18 protein-coding genes are annotated in these 16,794 nt (G+C 47.7%); all 18 read left to right on the top strand.

Features of this window, described 5'->3' with window-relative positions; genetic code table 11:
- Positions 1-68: 68 nt before the first annotated feature.
- The gene (gene pgeF, locus BLQ44_RS02885; RefSeq protein WP_093191863.1) at positions 69-860 is read left to right on the top strand and encodes a peptidoglycan editing factor PgeF; all 792 of its coding nucleotides are present in this window, start codon (positions 69-71) and stop codon (positions 858-860) included.
- Positions 861-874: 14 nt separating this feature from the next.
- Positions 875-1,570: a YggS family pyridoxal phosphate-dependent enzyme gene (locus tag BLQ44_RS02880; protein ID WP_176757400.1), complete on the top strand. Its 696-nt coding sequence runs from the start codon at positions 875-877 to the stop codon at positions 1,568-1,570.
- The gene (locus tag BLQ44_RS02875) at positions 1,567-2,007 is read left to right on the top strand and encodes a cell division protein SepF (protein WP_093191861.1); all 441 of its coding nucleotides are present in this window, start codon (positions 1,567-1,569) and stop codon (positions 2,005-2,007) included. Before BLQ44_RS02880 ends, BLQ44_RS02875 begins: the two co-directional genes overlap by 4 nt.
- A gap of 6 nt (positions 2,008-2,013) precedes the next feature.
- Positions 2,014-2,283: a YggT family protein gene (locus BLQ44_RS02870; RefSeq protein ID WP_093191859.1), complete on the top strand. Its 270-nt coding sequence runs from the start codon at positions 2,014-2,016 to the stop codon at positions 2,281-2,283.
- Positions 2,284-2,358: 75 nt separating this feature from the next.
- Entirely contained in the window at positions 2,359-3,126 is a 768-nt protein-coding gene (locus tag BLQ44_RS02865) for a YlmH family RNA-binding protein (protein WP_093191857.1), read from the top strand.
- Positions 3,127-3,227: 101 nt separating this feature from the next.
- Positions 3,228-3,740 carry a DivIVA domain-containing protein gene (locus BLQ44_RS02860; RefSeq protein WP_093191855.1) on the top strand — a complete coding sequence of 171 codons (513 nt, stop codon included), beginning with the start codon at positions 3,228-3,230 and terminating at the stop codon, positions 3,738-3,740.
- 109 nt (positions 3,741-3,849) lie between these two features.
- The gene (gene lspA / locus BLQ44_RS02855; RefSeq protein ID WP_093191854.1) at positions 3,850-4,323 is read left to right on the top strand and encodes a signal peptidase II; all 474 of its coding nucleotides are present in this window, start codon (positions 3,850-3,852) and stop codon (positions 4,321-4,323) included.
- Positions 4,320-5,228: an RluA family pseudouridine synthase gene (locus BLQ44_RS02850; protein WP_176757399.1), complete on the top strand. Its 909-nt coding sequence runs from the start codon at positions 4,320-4,322 to the stop codon at positions 5,226-5,228. Before lspA ends, BLQ44_RS02850 begins: the two co-directional genes overlap by 4 nt.
- Positions 5,229-5,374: 146 nt before the next feature.
- Positions 5,375-5,917, top strand: coding sequence for a bifunctional pyr operon transcriptional regulator/uracil phosphoribosyltransferase PyrR (pyrR, locus tag BLQ44_RS02845; protein WP_093191850.1), 543 nt, complete (start codon positions 5,375-5,377; stop codon positions 5,915-5,917).
- Positions 5,918-6,073: 156 nt separating this feature from the next.
- Entirely contained in the window at positions 6,074-7,435 is a 1,362-nt protein-coding gene (locus BLQ44_RS02840; RefSeq protein ID WP_093191847.1) for a uracil-xanthine permease family protein, read from the top strand.
- Between the two features lie 10 nt (positions 7,436-7,445).
- A complete protein-coding gene (locus tag BLQ44_RS02835) occupies positions 7,446-8,366 on the top strand; it encodes an aspartate carbamoyltransferase catalytic subunit (protein ID WP_093191845.1) in 921 nt (306 codons plus the stop codon).
- Entirely contained in the window at positions 8,314-9,591 is a 1,278-nt protein-coding gene (locus BLQ44_RS02830) for a dihydroorotase (protein ID WP_093191843.1), read from the top strand. The genes BLQ44_RS02835 and BLQ44_RS02830 overlap by 53 nt, the downstream gene beginning before the upstream one ends.
- Positions 9,588-10,673, top strand: a complete 1,086-nt coding sequence (gene carA / locus BLQ44_RS02825) for a glutamine-hydrolyzing carbamoyl-phosphate synthase small subunit (RefSeq protein WP_093191841.1) — start codon at positions 9,588-9,590, stop codon at positions 10,671-10,673. The genes BLQ44_RS02830 and carA overlap by 4 nt, the downstream gene beginning before the upstream one ends.
- Positions 10,666-13,857: a carbamoyl-phosphate synthase large subunit gene (gene carB, locus BLQ44_RS02820; RefSeq protein WP_093191839.1), complete on the top strand. Its 3,192-nt coding sequence runs from the start codon at positions 10,666-10,668 to the stop codon at positions 13,855-13,857. Before carA ends, carB begins: the two co-directional genes overlap by 8 nt.
- Positions 13,854-14,588 carry a dihydroorotate dehydrogenase electron transfer subunit gene (locus BLQ44_RS02815; protein ID WP_093191837.1) on the top strand — a complete coding sequence of 245 codons (735 nt, stop codon included), beginning with the start codon at positions 13,854-13,856 and terminating at the stop codon, positions 14,586-14,588. Before carB ends, BLQ44_RS02815 begins: the two co-directional genes overlap by 4 nt.
- Complete coding sequence (locus BLQ44_RS02810) at positions 14,585-15,517, top strand: dihydroorotate dehydrogenase (protein ID WP_093191835.1); 933 nt, start codon at positions 14,585-14,587, stop codon at positions 15,515-15,517. Before BLQ44_RS02815 ends, BLQ44_RS02810 begins: the two co-directional genes overlap by 4 nt.
- The gene (gene pyrF / locus BLQ44_RS02805; protein ID WP_093191833.1) at positions 15,483-16,184 is read left to right on the top strand and encodes an orotidine-5'-phosphate decarboxylase; all 702 of its coding nucleotides are present in this window, start codon (positions 15,483-15,485) and stop codon (positions 16,182-16,184) included. Before BLQ44_RS02810 ends, pyrF begins: the two co-directional genes overlap by 35 nt.
- Positions 16,171-16,773, top strand: a complete 603-nt coding sequence (gene pyrE / locus BLQ44_RS02800; RefSeq protein WP_093191831.1) for an orotate phosphoribosyltransferase — start codon at positions 16,171-16,173, stop codon at positions 16,771-16,773. Before pyrF ends, pyrE begins: the two co-directional genes overlap by 14 nt.
- Positions 16,774-16,794 lie beyond the last annotated feature (21 nt).

The raw sequence follows: 16,794 nt of genomic DNA, 5'->3' as shown, positions 1-16,794 counted from the left end.
AAATAGAAGATGATAAAGCAATATAGCGAAACATGTGATAAAATGAAAATTAACAGAGGTGGATGAATATGTTTGTTCCGGAAACCAAAAGAGTTCTTCGTTGGAAACAGGACGACTCAGACGTCACCATAGGGTTTACGACTAGGAATCATGGATTTTCTGCATATCCAGAAAAATCGCTGAATATGGGCTTGCACATAGACGACGATGCGGCACTTGTGATCAAGAACCGGGAATCGGTAGCCGAAGATATCGGAGTGCCCCTGGACCATTGGATTCTCGCAGAGCAGGTACACGGCACACAGGTGAAGCATGTGACTTCATCGGACCGCGGGCTTGGAGCGAGGGATCTACATACAGCTGTGGGGGGAGCAGATGGTCTTATTACGAGTGACGAAAACACCCTTCTTGCTGGATTTTATGCAGACTGCGTGCCGCTTTATTTTATGGATGAGAGCACGGGATGGATCGGAATCGCCCATGCCGGTTGGAAAGGCACCGTAAATAATATGGCTGGCAGTATGATCGAAGCGTTGAAGAAGCAAGGAGCGAATACTGAAACGCTTACGATGGTCATCGGACCGGCCATCAGCGAAGATGTGTATAAAGTGGATGATCGTGTAGCTTCTCAGATAGCTGAACGTTTTCGTGAGAACGTTCTGCAGCATATAGACACAAACGGCTGGTTGCTTGATCTGAAACAATTGAACAGGCGTCTAGCCATTGAAGCCGGTATGAAGGGAGATAATATTGTTGTATCTCCCTCCTGTACGTATAAAGAAGAAGAGTTATTCTTTTCCCACCGGAGAGACGAGGGACAAACAGGCAGAATGCTCGGTTTCATCGTCCGTTCCACGTGAAAGGGGTAAATATAGTGAGCGTAAAAGACAATGTGGCAATCATCAACGAAAATATAAGCAAGGCGTGTAAGGCTGTCGATCGTGATCCAAATGAAATCACAGTTATCGCCGTTACCAAATACGTAAGTATCGACCGGGCAAAAGAAGCGATAGATGCAGGGGTTGTGAATCTCGGTGAGAACCGGAAAGAAGGCTTCCTTGATAAGCACCAGGCTCTCGGAGAAGAAGCGACGTGGCATTTCATCGGCTCTCTTCAATCGAGAAAGGTGAAAGAAGTGATTGAAGAGATAGATATCCTTCACTCTCTCGATCGTAAATCTCTGGCGAAAGAAATCAATAAACGAAGAGAACAACCTCTCTCCTGTTTTGTTCAGGTGAATGTGAGCGGAGAAGAATCGAAACACGGTCTGGCACCGGAAGAAGTGCTCGATTTTGTGAAAATGGCGGAGGCCTATGGGAACATCCGCATCATCGGTCTGATGACGATGGCTCCTCATGTAGAGGACGAAGAGAAATTGAGAGCAGTGTTCCGCAAATTGCGTGCTCTAAGAGACGAAGTACAAGCTCAGGGGTTTGCACATGCCCCGTGTGATTTCTTATCCATGGGGATGAGTAACGACTATGAGATCGCTATCGAAGAAGGGGCGACACATATTCGTATCGGTACAAGCCTTGTAGGGAATGAATCTAACGGAGGTGACAATCGATGAGTATGAAAAACAAATTCAAATCATTCTTCACTCTTGATGATGATTATGAATACGTCGAAGAGGATGAGTATGAAGAGGAGAGAGAGTCCGAGGTTCCTTCCTCCAGGCAGAAAGAAGGGAAAGAAAATGTCGTCAGTTTGAAAAGTGCGCAGCGATCTTCTAAAATGGTTTTACACGAACCTCGGAATTATAATGAAGCGCAGGAGATCGCCGATGAACTTGTCAGCCACAGAGCTGTCGTCATCAACTTGCAGCGGGTCGATCATGACCAGGCCAAACGGATCGTCGACTTTTTGAGCGGGACGGTATATGCTATAGGTGGCGATATACAAAAGCTTGGCAGTCAGACGTTCCTTTGTGTACCTGACAACGTGGAGGTCTCCGGTTCCATATCAGAGATGCTTCAAAACGAGGATGAATTTAATAGAAGGTGGTAATGCGGTGTGGGTTTGATTTTCAGTCTTTTGATTAACGCCATCCAGATTTATAGTTGGCTATTGATCATTTATATCCTTATGTCCTGGTTCCCGGGAGCGAGAGATTCCAGTTTCGGTCAAGGGCTGGCGAAGGTTACAGAGCCGTTTCTGGAACCGTTTCGTAAGATTATTCCACCACTTGGAATGATCGATATCTCGCCGATTGTAGCAATTTTGACACTTAATTTCGCTTCGAGAGGCATACAGGAACTATATTTTATGTTAATGACGATGTAGGGAAGGACAGAGAGCAGGACTTTCTGTTCTTTCTTCTTTGAAAGAAACATTCCTATTCATCTTACAGGAGGACATATGGACGTATACCAGCATTTCAGAAAAGAAGAACGACCATTCATCGATCAGGTGGAAGCGTGGAGATCAGATGTGGAGATGAGGTTCGAGCGGAAACGGACAGATTTCCTGAATCCGAGAGAACGACACATCGCTTTTTCCCTGCTGGCGAATGTTGATTTGAAAGTGGAAGTCTCCGGGACTGATGCCGATGAGCGCAGGCGAATGATCATCGCTCCTGAATATGAGATTATTGAGGAAGAGGATTTCGGGGTCACTTTACTTGAAGCCCGCTATCCTGAAAAGTTCATGTCGCTCGAACACCGGGATGTACTCGGTGCGTTTATGTCCCTGGGGATCAAACGGGAGAAACTGGGAGATCTTGTTGTAAGGGACGGTTTGATACATATTCTGGTCGCAGAGGAAATCAGTGATTATATAAAAATGCAGCTGACCCAAATCAAAAATGCAAATGTCACGTGGGAAGAAAAACCTTTGGAGGAACGGATGGAGTCAGAGGAAGAGTGGAAAGATATGTTTTCGACCGTATCTTCGTTGAGACTCGATGTGGTACTTAAAGAAATCTACCGTCTGCCCAGGAAGAAATCGGTGATGTTCATAGAGGCTGGACACGTGAAAGTGAATTTCCGTACCGTAGATGACCCTTCTTTTCTGCTGGAGGAAGGGGATCTTCTTTCTTTGAGAGGGAAGGGACGGAGCAAACTTACAGAAGTGATGGGACAGACAAAAAAAGACAAATGGCGGGTGACCGTCTCCGTATTGTCATGACTTGTGAAACATTTGAGGAGAGATCTGTCCAACCGGGCAGGAAGTTCCTTAGTTTTGTCGAATAAAGTATATAGATTAAAGAGATCGAGGAGGTGCCTGGTGTGCCATTAACACCGCTTGATATCAATAATAAAGAATTTACGCGCGGGTTTCGCGGGTATGATGAAGATGAAGTGAATGAGTTCCTTGACCAGGTGATCAAAGATTACGAAGTGGTCATACGTCAGAAGAAAGAGTTGGAAGGAGAAGTGGAAAGGCTGAATGAACGGCTGGGACACTTCAGCAATATCGAAGAGACGTTGAATAAATCGATCCTCGTTGCCCAGGAAACCGCTGAAGAGGTGAAAGGGAATGCGAATAAGGAATCGAAGTTGATCATAAAAGAAGCGGAGAAGAATGCGGATCGTATCGTCAACGATGCTCTCGAAAAGTCCCGACGTATCTCCATAGAGGTCGAAGAGATGAAGAAGCAGGCGAAAGTATTCAAGACGCGGCTACGTATGCTAGTGGAAGCTCAAATCGACATGATCGAGAACGATGACTGGGATCGTCTTTTTGAAGAGGAAGTCGAATCCGACCAGCTTGAACAGGAGTACAGTCCATCCAACAGGTAAGAGAGAAAAGCCTTTTCTCCTATAGAGAAAGGCTTTTTTTCGAGGGAGAAGAGGCGCTTCTTCTTTTATGATACAATAAGGACGGATAATATATGGATGGAGGATAACTATGATTTGGTTCTATGGGTTGTCTTTACTGATAATCGCTATTGATCAGATCACGAAGTGGCTCGTAACCGTATTGATGGACGTTGGAGAACAGGTTCCGGTAGTGGATTCTTTCCTTTATCTGACTTCTCACAGGAATGAGGGGGCAGCATGGGGGATTCTCCAGGGGCAGATGACCTTCTTTTACATCATTACAGTCATTATCGTGGCATTTCTGATTTATTATTTGCATACACAAGGAAAAGAAAATAAAGCGACTGGAGTTGCTCTGGCCTTATTGCTTGCGGGAGCCATCGGTAATTTCATCGATCGTCTCTTCCGCAAAGAGGTCGTCGATTTCGTCGATATGTACATTGGTAGCTATAATTATCCGATATTCAATGTCGCAGACGCATCTTTGACCATCGGTGTCATTCTGTTTCTTATTGCGACATTAATGGAAGAGAAGAAACAGAAGGAGGCAAAATCATCATGAGTGAACAGATGGTGGTAACGGAAGAAGACAAATCAGAACGAATTGATAAATGGCTGAGTGAAGCACTGGAAGACGTATCCCGTGCTCAGGTTCAGCAATGGATCAAAGAACATCACGTGTCGGTGAACGGAAGACATGTGAAAAGCAATTATAAGCTCCAACCTGGTGATCAAGTGGAGTGGAGCGTTCCTGAAGTCAAGCCGGCGACGATTGAAAAGGAAAATATACCTCTCGAAATCGTTTACGAAGATGAGCATATGCTCGTTGTAAACAAACCTGCAGGCATGGTGGTGCATCCATCTGCCGGTCACTATAGTGGTACACTGGTAAATGGCCTCCTCTACTACTGTGACGATTTGTCAGGGATAAACGGAGTGGAACGTCCGGGAATTGTTCATCGTATCGACAAGGATACAAGCGGACTTCTAATGGTTGCCAAGAATGATAAGGCTCATCAGAGTTTAGCTGAACAGTTGCAGGACAAGACCGTGGAACGCACCTATGAAGCGATTGTACATGGCGTCGTGGCTCATGATCATGGTACGATTGATGCTCCCATAGGACGCGACCCCAAGGAGCGTCAGCGAATGGCTGTAATCGAAGGCGGTAAAGACGCGGTCACACATTTCACTGTAAAGAAACGCTTTGCAGATTTTACACATCTCACCTGCCGATTGGAAACAGGACGTACTCATCAGATACGTGTGCACATGCGCTACATTGAGCATCCACTCGCAGGTGATCCGAAGTACGGACCGAGAAAGACACTGGCCCTTCCAGGACAGGCACTTCATGCCGGAACGCTAGGGTTCACCCATCCTGCAACCGGAGACCAACTTCGTTTTACTGTCGAACCTCCGGAAGAGTTCCAGGAAGCACTGAATGAATTGAGTGAATCCGGTTGACAAAGTAGAGATCTTCTGTGATAATAAACGACAAGTTAATAAAGACCTTTAACAACAGTCCCGTGAGGCTGAAAAGGATTTCGGAGATTTTACCCTTTTTTGCCCACGTGTGTCAAAAAAGGGTTTTTTGTATGGGAGGATCCGGTATGAACAAAAAAGCTACGGTACTCGATGACTCGGCGATCAGACGAACACTCACCCGACTTTCTCATGAAATAGTCGAAAAGAATAAAGGGGTCGACGACCTTGTAATCGTCGGTGTAAAGACGAGAGGGGTACCGCTTGCAACAAGAATCAAAGATAAAATAGCTGATATCGAAGGAGTGACGCTTCCTCAGGGAGAACTGGACATCACTTTGTATCGCGATGACCTGAAGGAAGTCACGAAGGATAAAGAACCGGAGATCAAAGAGTCTTCGCTTCCTATCGATATCAACGGAAAGAAGATTATACTGGTGGACGACGTCCTTTACACAGGTCGAACGGTGCGTGCCGCAATGGACGCATTGGTAGATATCGGACGGCCTTCTTCGATTCAGATGGCAGTACTGGTCGATCGTGGTCACAGGGAACTGCCGATCCGGGCTGACTTTGTCGGGAAGAACATACCGACTTCCAAAGACGAGATCGTTACTGTTTATCTCGATGAATCGGATGGACAGGAAGAAGTCGTCATTTTCGAAAAATAAATAAAACGTACCTTTAATGAACGTCCCGTGAGGCTTCAAAGGTAAAGAGTGACAGGATACGTGGATAGCTGTACCTGTAACCGAACCTCTTTGCTTATTGAAGCAAAGAGGTTTTTTTAATGTCCAGATGCTTATTACCAAAAGGAGGATATAACGATGAAAAATGAAGAAGCAGTATACGATATCAACGAACGACCGGATGTGCCATCCTGGCTTGCTCTGAGCCTGCAGCATCTGTTCGCCATGTTCGGAGCGACGATCCTTGTACCTTTTTTGACAGGGTTATCTCCAGCTGTAGCCCTGGTAGCAAGCGGTACAGGAACACTTGCCTATCTATTGATTACAAGAGGAAAAGTACCGGCGTATCTCGGTTCGAGCTTCGCTTTCATTTATCCGATTACTCAGATCTCCGAGAGTGCCGGGGTAGCCGGAGCGATGGTAGGGAGCTTCCTGGCAGGCATCGTGTACGGCGTAGCATCTCTCCTCATTATGACCTTCGGAGTAAACTGGCTGACGAAACTGTTACCTCCGGTTGTTGTGGGACCGGTCATCATGGTGATTGGACTGGGGCTGGCGACGACAGCAGTGGATATGGCGATGTATGAACCCGGAAGTGACAATGTGTACAGTACCATTCATATCATTACAGCTTTCGTAACGCTTGGAGCGACGATCATCTCGATGGTCTTTTTCAAAGGTATCTTCCGGCTGATTCCGATACTGATAGGTATTTTCACAGGATATACGTTCGCTTTCTTTAACGGAATTGTAGATACGGCTTCTATCCAGGAAGAATGGCAAGCTTGGACGAATGCAGAGACTTTCGGAGGCTTTCTTCAAGCCTTCTTCCAGACCCCGGATTTCCTTCTACCTTTTGTAGATTACTCACCGTTTTCGGTTCTGAGCTTCGAGATTGCGCTCGTTATGATGCCCTTCGCTCTAGTAACGCTTGCAGAACACATCGGGGATCAGATGGTACTTTCTAAAGTTACAGGAAGAAACTTTCTGAAGAACCCGGGACTCGACCGAACGATTCTCGGAGATGGAACAGCGACAATGCTTGCGAGCATGATGGGGGGACCTCCGAATACGACGTACGGTGAAAACGTCGGGGTGCTCGCTGTGACAAGAGTGTTCAGCGTATTTGTAATCGGGCTTGCTGCTGTGTTCGCGATTCTCTTTGGCTGGATCGGTATGGTGACGGTTTTGATCAGTTCCATCCCTCAGGCTGTAATGGGAGGAGTGAGCATCCTTCTGTTCGGGGTGATTGCAGCAAGTGGTCTGCGGATGATGGTGGATCATAATGTAGACCTCGGGGATAACCGGAACCTTGTCATAACGTCAGTAGTACTCGTCCTTGGTGTAGGCGGAGCATTCATCAAATTGTCTGCGAATGTGGAGTTTGGGGGAATGGCGCTGGCAGCTTTCGTCGGTGTTCTCTTGAACCTGGTGCTTCCGAAATCGGAAAAGCAGGAAGAGCAGGATTCCTTGTTTGAAAAAGAAGAAGATATCGCTTAGGAGGGATAAGATGAAGGATTTACTGTCCATGAGTCAACTAACCAATGAGATGATCTATGACCTTCTCGACCGAACGAGCCGGATGAAAAAAGGAGAGATCCCTTCACTCAAAGGCATGTTTGCAGCGAATCTTTTCCTCGAACCGAGTACGAGGACGAAACAAAGCTTTTATGTCGCTGAGAAACGTCTTCAAATGGAAGTGCTTGACGTCGAAGCAGAACAGTCCAGTCTGTTAAAGGGAGAAACGCTGTACGATTCTGTGAGAACTCTCGAGGCGTTAGGAGCAGACGTTTTAACGATCCGACAGTCCGAACGTGGGGCTCTAGATGACATTGCCGCAAAAACTGGTGCATCCATCATAAACGCAGGAGATGGGACAGGGGAGCATCCTACGCAAAGCCTGCTCGATCTTTACACGATTTATGAAGAATTCGGTACGTTCCAGGGGATTACCGTGACGATTGCCGGTGATATCAAGCATAGTCGGGTGGCACGATCGAATGCTTATGCCTTGAAGCAGCTTGGGGCTCAAGTTCAATTTTCTGCTCCGGATCAGTGGAGGGAAACGAATGGCTCCTATGTATCCATGGATGAAGCTGTGGAAAACAGTGATGTCGTGATGCTCTTACGGATTCAGAAAGAACGTCATGAAGATGAGTCCTGCACCGATTCTTATCTCGAAACGTATGGATTGACGAAGCATAGAGCAAATCTGATGAAACCTGGTGCCATCATCATGCACCCTGCCCCCGTGAACCGCGGCGTAGAGATCGATTCAGTACTGGTCGAATGTGAGAGATCGAGAATATTCGAGCAGATGAACAACGGAGTTTATATGCGAATGGCGATTATACAAACATTGATGGAGGGGAAGTACTATGAAAATCATAAACGCATTCAGATGGAACGAGGGTTATGTGCAACCGTGTGAAATTCGTATAGTGGACGGAGTGATCGCAGAAATAGGTCATACTCTTTCAAAGAAGGAAGAAGAAGCGATTTTTGATGCGGAACAGACCCTGCTAGCCCCGGGATTTACAGATGTGCACGTACATCTACGAGAGCCGGGTGGAGAGCATAAAGAAACGATCGAGACAGGAACGAATGCTGCGGTCAAGGGCGGATTCACTACCATTTGTCCGATGCCTAATACGAACCCCGTGCCTGACTCCGAAGAGAAACTGGAAGAACTGACGGAAATGATCAGGGAACGTGCGAATTGTGAAGTACTGCCGTATGTTTCTATTACGAAGGAACAGCAAGGTCACGAACTGACGGACATGAGAGCTTTAAAAGAAGCAGGGGCTTTCGCTTTTACAGATGACGGGGTCGGTGTCCAGTCAGCGGCACAGATGAAAGAGGCGATGAAGAAGGCTTCACAACTTCATATGCCGGTAGTTGCTCATTGTGAAGATAATTCTCTCGCAGGCGACGGGGTAGTTCATGAAGGAGATGTTTCCAAACGTCTCGGGCTTCCGGGAATTCCGTCAAGCGCAGAAGCGGTACATATAGCCAGAGACGTACTTCTTGCTGCAGAAACAGGTTGTCATTACCACGTGTGTCACGTGTCCGCGAAGGGATCGGTACAAGTGATACGGAATGCAAAGCAGGCAGGAATACACGTTACAGCAGAAGTCACTCCCCATCATCTTATCTTAAGTGAGAAAGACGTAACGGAAGATGATGCGATGTTTAAAATGAATCCTCCTCTGCGATCGGAAGAGGATAAGAGAGCACTTATCGAAGGGCTTGAAGATGGAACGATCGATTTCATAGCTACGGATCATGCCCCCCACGCAGAAGATGAGAAGAAGCAATCGATGAAAGAGGCACCGTTCGGTATTACAGGTCTGGAAACGGCATTCCCTCTTCTCTATACCCACTTTGTAGCGACCGGGAAATGGTCCCTGGGTCAACTTATCGCCTGGATGACGTCGAAGCCGAGAAAGGTGTTTTCACTGAATAGACGTGAAATCGAGCCGCTTCATCCGGCGACCTTCGCTTTTATCGATGTAAGGAACACGGAAGTGATAGACAGACATGCGTTTGTATCCAAAGGGAAAAATACTCCGTTCGATGGAAGAGAAGTGAGCGGTATCCCAGTCTGCACGATGATTGACGGTAAGACTGTATGGAAGGAGTGGAAGGAAAAATGAGAAAACTGATTCTTGAAGACGGGACAGTAATGAATGGGAACGGGTTCGGTAGTGAGCGGTCCGTTTTCGGAGAAATCGTATTCCAGACCGGTATGACCGGGTACCAGGAGGTCATGTCCGACCCTTCCTACTGCGGACAGATTATAACATTCACCTATCCCTTGATCGGGAATTATGGAATCAACCGGGATGATTTCGAAACGATTTTTCCTTCTCTATTCGGGGTGGTCGTGAAGGAGCACTGTGAGTTCCCATCGAATTTCCGCAACGAAGAGTCGATGGATGAATTTTTGAAGGCACGAGATATCCCTGGCATAAGCGGAGTAGATACAAGGCAACTTACCAAAATCATCAGGGAAAATGGGACGATGAAAGCAATGATTGTCGACGAGTCCTTCTCTACAGAAGAAGCGGTGAAGCAAATGAAAGAAACGGATCTGCCTCACAATCAGGTGGAAACCGTATCTGCAGACAAACCCTACGTCATCCCTAATCGGGGAGAACGTATCACCATCGTCGATTACGGAATGAAAAACGGTTTGCTGCGCGCCTTTACGGAAAGAAATTGTCACGTAACGGTCGTTCCCTACGACACGTCTGCAGACGAAATTCTGAGACAGAAGCCGGACGGAGTGTTTCTATCAAATGGTCCCGGAAACCCTGCAGATATTCCTGAAGCGACGGAAACCGTGAAGCAATTGATCGGCCGGGTTCCGATTTTCGGAGTGTGCATGGGTCACCAGATCATTGCAAGAGCCTGTGGAGCAACGACACACAAGTTGCACTTCGGTCACCGCGGAGTAAACCAGCCCGTTTTCGATAAGAAAAGCAAACGGACGTTTATGACTTCTCAGAACCATGGGTATTCAGTAGACGATAATACAATTATGTCAACTGAACTTGAAGTCACTCAATATTCATTGAATGACCAGACCGTCGAAGGACTGAAGCATTCTGCATATCCGGTGTTTTCGGTGCAGTACCATCCTGAAAGCACACCCGGACCTGAAGATACCGGGCACCTTTTTGAAGAATTCTTAGCTTTGGTTCGCAAGGAGAAAGGGGAGAAAACGAATGTCTGAAGAGAAATCCATTCAAAAAATACTCGTCATCGGGTCCGGCCCGATCGTTATCGGACAGGCGGCAGAGTTCGACTATTCCGGAACCCAGGCCTGCCAGTCTTTAAAAGAAGAAGGGTACGAAGTGATTCTGGCAAACTCGAACCCGGCAACGATCATGACGGACTATACTTTCGCCGATCAGGTGTACATGGAGCCGCTCACAGTAGAATTCTTATCCAAAATCATTCGGAAAGAACGCCCTGATGCGATCCTTCCTACGCTTGGCGGGCAAATCGGTCTTAACCTTGCGGTGGAGCTTAATGATACTGGTATTTTGAAGGAAATGGATGTCCGTCTTCTGGGAACAAGCCTTGATGCTATCCAGAAAGCAGAAGATAGGGAACTATTCCGTTCTCTTATGCGGGAAATAGGCCAGCCGGTACCGGAAAGTGACATCGTTTCATCCGCGGACGAGGCGGTTGCTTCTGCTTCTCATATCGGATACCCGGTGATCGTACGACCTGCTTATACGATGGGAGGTGCCGGGGGTGGTATCTGTAACGATGAAGAGGAATTGAGACAGACGGTAAGAGCAGGACTTGATTTCTCCCCGGTCCATCAATGTCTGATCGAGAAGAACATCGCCGGCTTCAAAGAGGTCGAGATGGAAGTGATGCGAGATAAAAGAGACAATTGCATCATCGTCTGTTCGATGGAAAATATCGATCCTGTAGGCATTCACACCGGAGACTCTATTGTCGTGGCACCTACACAGACGTTGAGCGACCGTGACTTTCAAGTGTTACGGAACGCCTCTACAGAAATCATCCGCTCGCTGGGGATTGAAGGTGGCTGTAACGTGCAACTGGCTATGGATCCAGAGAGCTTCGACTATTATGTCATTGAAGTGAATCCTCGTGTCAGCAGATCTTCTGCTTTAGCTTCGAAAGCGACCGGATACCCGATCGCGAAGATAGCCGCTAAGATAGCCGTCGGCATGACGCTGGACGAGATCAGAAATCCGGTAACGGAAACCACCTATGCCTGTTTTGAACCATCTCTTGATTATGTCGTTTGTAAAATTCCCCGCTGGCCGTTCGATAAATTCGAAGACGGGAATCGGATACTCGGCACGCAAATGAAAGCGACCGGGGAAGTTATGGCGATGGGGAGAACCCTCGAGGAGGCACTTCTCAAAGGGGTGCGTTCCCTTGAGCAGACGGATGGAGACTTTTATGATCCGGTTTTCGAGTCCTTCTCCGAAGAGAAACTGAAAGAACACATGCAGCGTGCCGATGATCGCCGATTGTTTGTACTTGCGGAAGCGATACGCAGAGGAATGGACCTTGCGGAGATTCATGATAAAACGAAAATCGACTGGTTCTTCCTGCGTAAATTCGAGACGATTCTCCTTCTGGAAAAAGAGCTTCAACAGGAAGGCTGGAGCAACGAGCGGGTCCATCTCGCCAAACAGAAAGGGTTCTCCGACACGCAGCTGGCCCGCGTATTGAAAACGACAGCGGGACGCATCACGGAGATGAGAAGAGAAGAAGGAATCGTGCCGGTTTATAAGATGGTAGACACTTGCGCAGGAGAATTCGAGTCGCAGACTCCTTACTTCTACTCAACGTATGAAGCATTCAACGAATCAGACGTTACCGATAATAAGAAAGTGCTCGTCATCGGATCCGGCCCGATCCGTATCGGTCAGGGTGTCGAATTCGATTATGCCACGGTACATTCGGTTCTTGCCCTGAAAGAGATGGGGTATGAAGCGATCATCATCAACAACAACCCTGAAACGGTGTCGACGGACTTCAGTGTTTCCGATAAGCTTTACTTCGAACCGCTCACCGTTGAAGATGTCATGAATGTCATCGATCTTGAGAAGCCGGAAGGGGTAATCGTCCAGTTCGGTGGTCAGACGGCTGTGAATCTCGCAGATGGGCTCGAAGCACAAGGCGTTTCCATTCTTGGAACAACCATCGAATCCATTCAGGCAACGGAAGATCGCGATTCCTTCGAGCAGCTTTTGAACGACCTTGATGTGAAGCATCCCGGTGGAAAGAGTGTGGAAGAAAAAGAAGAAGCATACCAGGTTGCAGAAGCGATAGGATATCCGGTACTGGTCCGGCCATCCTATGTCCTTGGTGGAAGAGCGATGGAAATCGTTTATTCCAGAGAGGAATTGGCTCATTATCTCACGCGTTTCGTTTCCAATGGTCACCCTGTTCTGATCGACAAGTACGTCACAGGCAAAGAGGTGGAAGTCGACGCGATTACGGACGGTACGGATGTACTGATTCCAGGTATTATGGAACACATTGAACGTGCCGGCGTTCACTCCGGAGACTCTATGGCCGTTTATCCTCCGAAGCGACTTTCTGAAGAAGTGAAAAAGCAACTCGAAGAAGCGACGGTGAAAATCGCCAGGAATTTGCCATTGAAAGGACTGATCAACATTCAGTTCGTCGTCCATGAAGAACAGGTGTATGTGCTTGAGGTGAATCCAAGAGCGAGTCGTACCGTTCCTTTCCTCAGTAAAATCACCGGCATACAAATGGCACAACTTGCGACGAAGATGATGATGAATGGCACTTTGAAAGAAGAAGGGTATGGAACAGGAGTGGCCAAAGAACGAGAAGGAGTTTATGTGAAAGTTCCTGTCTTTTCCTTCGAGAAGCTGAGAAGTGTTGATACAACCCTCGGACCGGAAATGAAATCGACCGGAGAAGTCATCGGATACGACGAAACACTTGAAAAAGCGTTGTACAAAGGAATGCTCGCAGCTGGACTTTCCATCCCTGATCACGGGAGTGTGCTGTTGACAGTGGCGGATAAGGATAAAGAAGAAATCATTCCTCTCGCGACTTCTCTCGTAGACCTCGGGTTCCATTTGTTCGCGACAGAAGGAACAGCTGACCTTCTTCAAAGCAGACAATTACCGGTTACTACTGTCGGCAAGGTAGGAGAAGAAAAGGACGTGCTCTCGGTCATCCGGGAAGACAAAGTACAAATGGTCGTCAATACGCTGAATCGAAAACGAAAAGCTCATACCGACGGCTTCCGGATCAGACGGGAAGCTGTAGAGTATGGCAAGGCCTGCTTCACAAGCGTAGATACTGCTTCCGCAGCCGTGGACGTGCTTCGTTCCATGAGTCTCACATCCCGGCCACTGCTGAATCAGGGAGGCACCTTTCTATGAAACTTCTGGACGTAGAAGTAACAGAGAACCGCAAATTGGCTGAAGACACGTACGAAATGACTGTAGCCACGGATGCAAGCATATCGATAGAGCAACCGGGGCAATTCGTCCACGTATTGGTTGATCCTCCGCACTACCTCAGGCGTCCGTTGTCCATCGCTTCATGGACGGAGGATACGCTTACGTTCGTATATAAAACATTCGGGCCCGGGACAAAGACACTCACTAATAAACGTCGGGGAGATGAAGTGAATCTGCTGGGGCCTCTCGGCAACGGATTTCCACTGCCGGAAGACCAACACGTGTTACTCATCGGGGGTGGCGTCGGCGTACCTCCGATGAAAGGATTGGCCGAAGAATTGTCACGTACCAACAATAACGTGAGCGCGGTGTTAGGATTCAGATCTGAAGCGGAGGTTTTCTATGAAAGAGAGCTTTCTGCTTTTGCCGATGTTACCATCGTCACGGAAGACGGCTCCTACGGGAAATCTGGGTTGGTGACGGAATGGCTCGGGAAAGATGCAGATATTTTCTATGCCTGTGGTCCTAATGGAATGCTCAAAGCAGTCACGAAGACGCTTGAGGTCCCCGGGTATATATCGATGGAAGAGAGAATGGGATGTGCGATCGGCGCATGTTTTGCCTGCACCATGGAAACGTGTGATGGTGGTTATGTCAATGTATGTAAAGATGGACCTGTATTTCCAAAGGATAAGGTGGTGCTTCCATGAACTTGACACGGGACCTTCCAGGTCTGAAACTCAAAAATCCCGTCATGCCGGCTTCCGGATGTTTCAGCTTTGGGAAAGAGTATGCGGCGTTCTATAACCTTGATCAGTTGGGGGCGATTGTTCTGAAAGCAGCTACCGGAGGATCACGCTTCGGAAATAAAACTCCGAGGGTAGCAGAGACCTCAAGCGGCATGCTGAATGCCATCGGTCTCCAGAACCCCGGGGTCGATGCCATTATTGAAAACGAGCTTCCTTTCCTCGAAGGTTTTCAGACACCGAAGATTGCAAATATCGCAGGTTCTACCGTCGAAGAATACGAGGAAGTAGCTGAAAAGATATCTTCTCACGTTTCTGCTATCGAATTGAATATATCCTGCCCCAATGTAAAAGAGGGAGGGATCCAGTTCGGTACAGACCCTTCCCTTGCAGCGGAAGTGGTGAAAGCCGTAAAACATAAATCCCGAGTGCCGGTTTATGTGAAGCTTTCTCCGAATACTTCTGATATCAAGGGCATGGCTGTCGCCTGTGAGCAGGCGGGAGCGGACGGGTTGTCCATGATCAATACGCTCACTGGTATGCAGATCATGAAAGATAAAAGAAAACCGCTCCTTGCGAATAAGACAGGTGGGTTGTCAGGCCCGGCCATTAAACCGGTAGCCATCCGCATGATTTACGAAGTGTACCCTCATGTGTCGATTCCGATCATCGGTATGGGAGGAATCGAAAGCGCAGAGGACGTGCTGGAGTTTCTGCTTGCAGGAGCACAAGCGACAGCGGTGGGAACGGCTAACTTCCGAAATCCTCTCGTAATGCCTGAGATTATTGAAAACCTTCCTGACGTTCTTGAAAGGTATGGCTTTTCTTCTGTACAGGAAGCGATCGGAGGTGCCCATGATGAAACAAATGTATCCCCTTTATATAGCCCTTGATTTTCCCGATGGAGAAAGAGCCTTGCATTTCCTGGAGCACAATAATTTGGAAGAGGTGCCTGTGAAAGTGGGGATGGAACTTTTTTATAAAGAGGGTCCTCCGATTGTAAGGGAACTGCGAAAGCGCGGGCACCCTGTATTTCTCGATCTGAAAGTACACGATATTCCGAATACAGCAGAGGGGGCTGTAAGAAGCCTTTCCTCCCTCGATGTCGATGTCCTGACCGTTCACGCTCAGGGCGGAAAAGAGATGATGAACCGGGCGAAACAAGCGGCAGGAGAGACCCGAGTACTAGCTGTAACGCATTTGACTTCCATGACCGAAGCCATGTTGAACGCGGAGCTAGGAGTTCATGCTGCTATGGAAGAGATCATTCCGCATCTCGCTTTACAGGCAGATGAAAGTGGAGTGGATGGGGTCGTCTGCTCCGTTCATGAAGTAAACGCGATCAAAGAGAAAACCGGCGAGGATTTTCTTACTCTCACGCCCGGGATCCGTCTTGAAGGAGAGCCTTCCCATGACCAAAAACGTACAGCCACTCCGAAGAAAGCCAAAGAGCACGGGGCGGATGTCGTCGTTGTGGGACGGGCGATTACCCAGGCTAAAGATCCGGGGGCTGTCTATGACTATATATTGAAGGAGTTGGAAAGTAATGAACCTGGCTAAGCGACTTAGTGATATCGGTGCGATTCAAATAAATACGAAAAACCTTTTTACCTGGACCTCTGGAATCAAGTCCCCGATTTACTGTGACAATCGATTGACCATTTCTTATCCTGATGTACGTACCCTGGTAGGCAAACAGCTCTCCGAAAAAATCAGACAGCTGCCTGAAAAGGTCGATTTTATCGCCGGTTGTGCTACTGCAGGTATTCCTCACGCTGCCTGGGTGGCGGATGAACTGCAACTTCCTATGGTTTATATCCGAGGTTCTAAAAAGAGTCATGGGAAGGAAAATAGAATCGAAGGTGTTGCCGGAGAAGGACAGAAGGCTGTAGTCATCGAAGATCTGATTTCTACAGGAGGTTCTTCTATCGAAGCAGGTAAGGTGTTGGAGGATGCAGGGGTAAAGGTGGAGAAGGTGCTCAGTATCTTTACATATGAACTGGCGCAAGCGGCTGATGCTTTTGAAGAAGCAGGCTTTGCTTTTGATTCTCTCCTCACGTATTCTGAACTTATGGAAACACTGGACCTCAAAGAAGAAGAAAAAGAGGTGCTGAAGAAGTGGCGGAAAGATATGAATGAAAACAGATGACAAAAAACCCGGATTTTTTCT

Source organism: Salimicrobium halophilum, from assembly GCF_900100295.1.
GTDB lineage: Bacteria > Bacillota > Bacilli > Bacillales > Halobacillaceae > Salimicrobium > Salimicrobium halophilum.
Note: the sequence above shows the minus strand (reverse complement) of the source record. Positions and strands in the feature narration are given on the sequence as shown.

Excerpts from the sequence above, each read along its gene's own strand:
- pgeF (WP_093191863.1), top strand. The coding sequence starts at position 69 with ATGTTTGTTCCGGAAACCAAAAGAGTTCTTCGTTGGAAACAGGACGAC.
- BLQ44_RS02875 (WP_093191861.1), top strand. The coding sequence starts at position 1,567 with ATGAGTATGAAAAACAAATTCAAATCATTCTTCACTCTTGATGATGAT.
- BLQ44_RS02865 (WP_093191857.1), top strand. The coding sequence starts at position 2,359 with ATGGACGTATACCAGCATTTCAGAAAAGAAGAACGACCATTCATCGAT.
- lspA (WP_093191854.1), top strand. The coding sequence starts at position 3,850 with ATGATTTGGTTCTATGGGTTGTCTTTACTGATAATCGCTATTGATCAG.
- BLQ44_RS02850 (WP_176757399.1), top strand. The coding sequence starts at position 4,320 with ATGAGTGAACAGATGGTGGTAACGGAAGAAGACAAATCAGAACGAATT.
- pyrR (WP_093191850.1), top strand. The coding sequence starts at position 5,375 with ATGAACAAAAAAGCTACGGTACTCGATGACTCGGCGATCAGACGAACA.
- BLQ44_RS02840 (WP_093191847.1), top strand. The coding sequence starts at position 6,074 with ATGAAAAATGAAGAAGCAGTATACGATATCAACGAACGACCGGATGTG.
- BLQ44_RS02835 (WP_093191845.1), top strand. The coding sequence starts at position 7,446 with ATGAAGGATTTACTGTCCATGAGTCAACTAACCAATGAGATGATCTAT.
- BLQ44_RS02830 (WP_093191843.1), top strand. The coding sequence starts at position 8,314 with ATGAAAATCATAAACGCATTCAGATGGAACGAGGGTTATGTGCAACCG.
- carA (WP_093191841.1), top strand. The coding sequence starts at position 9,588 with ATGAGAAAACTGATTCTTGAAGACGGGACAGTAATGAATGGGAACGGG.
- carB (WP_093191839.1), top strand. The coding sequence starts at position 10,666 with ATGTCTGAAGAGAAATCCATTCAAAAAATACTCGTCATCGGGTCCGGC.
- BLQ44_RS02815 (WP_093191837.1), top strand. The coding sequence starts at position 13,854 with ATGAAACTTCTGGACGTAGAAGTAACAGAGAACCGCAAATTGGCTGAA.
- BLQ44_RS02810 (WP_093191835.1), top strand. The coding sequence starts at position 14,585 with ATGAACTTGACACGGGACCTTCCAGGTCTGAAACTCAAAAATCCCGTC.
- pyrF (WP_093191833.1), top strand. The coding sequence starts at position 15,483 with ATGAAACAAATGTATCCCCTTTATATAGCCCTTGATTTTCCCGATGGA.
- pyrE (WP_093191831.1), top strand. The coding sequence starts at position 16,171 with ATGAACCTGGCTAAGCGACTTAGTGATATCGGTGCGATTCAAATAAAT.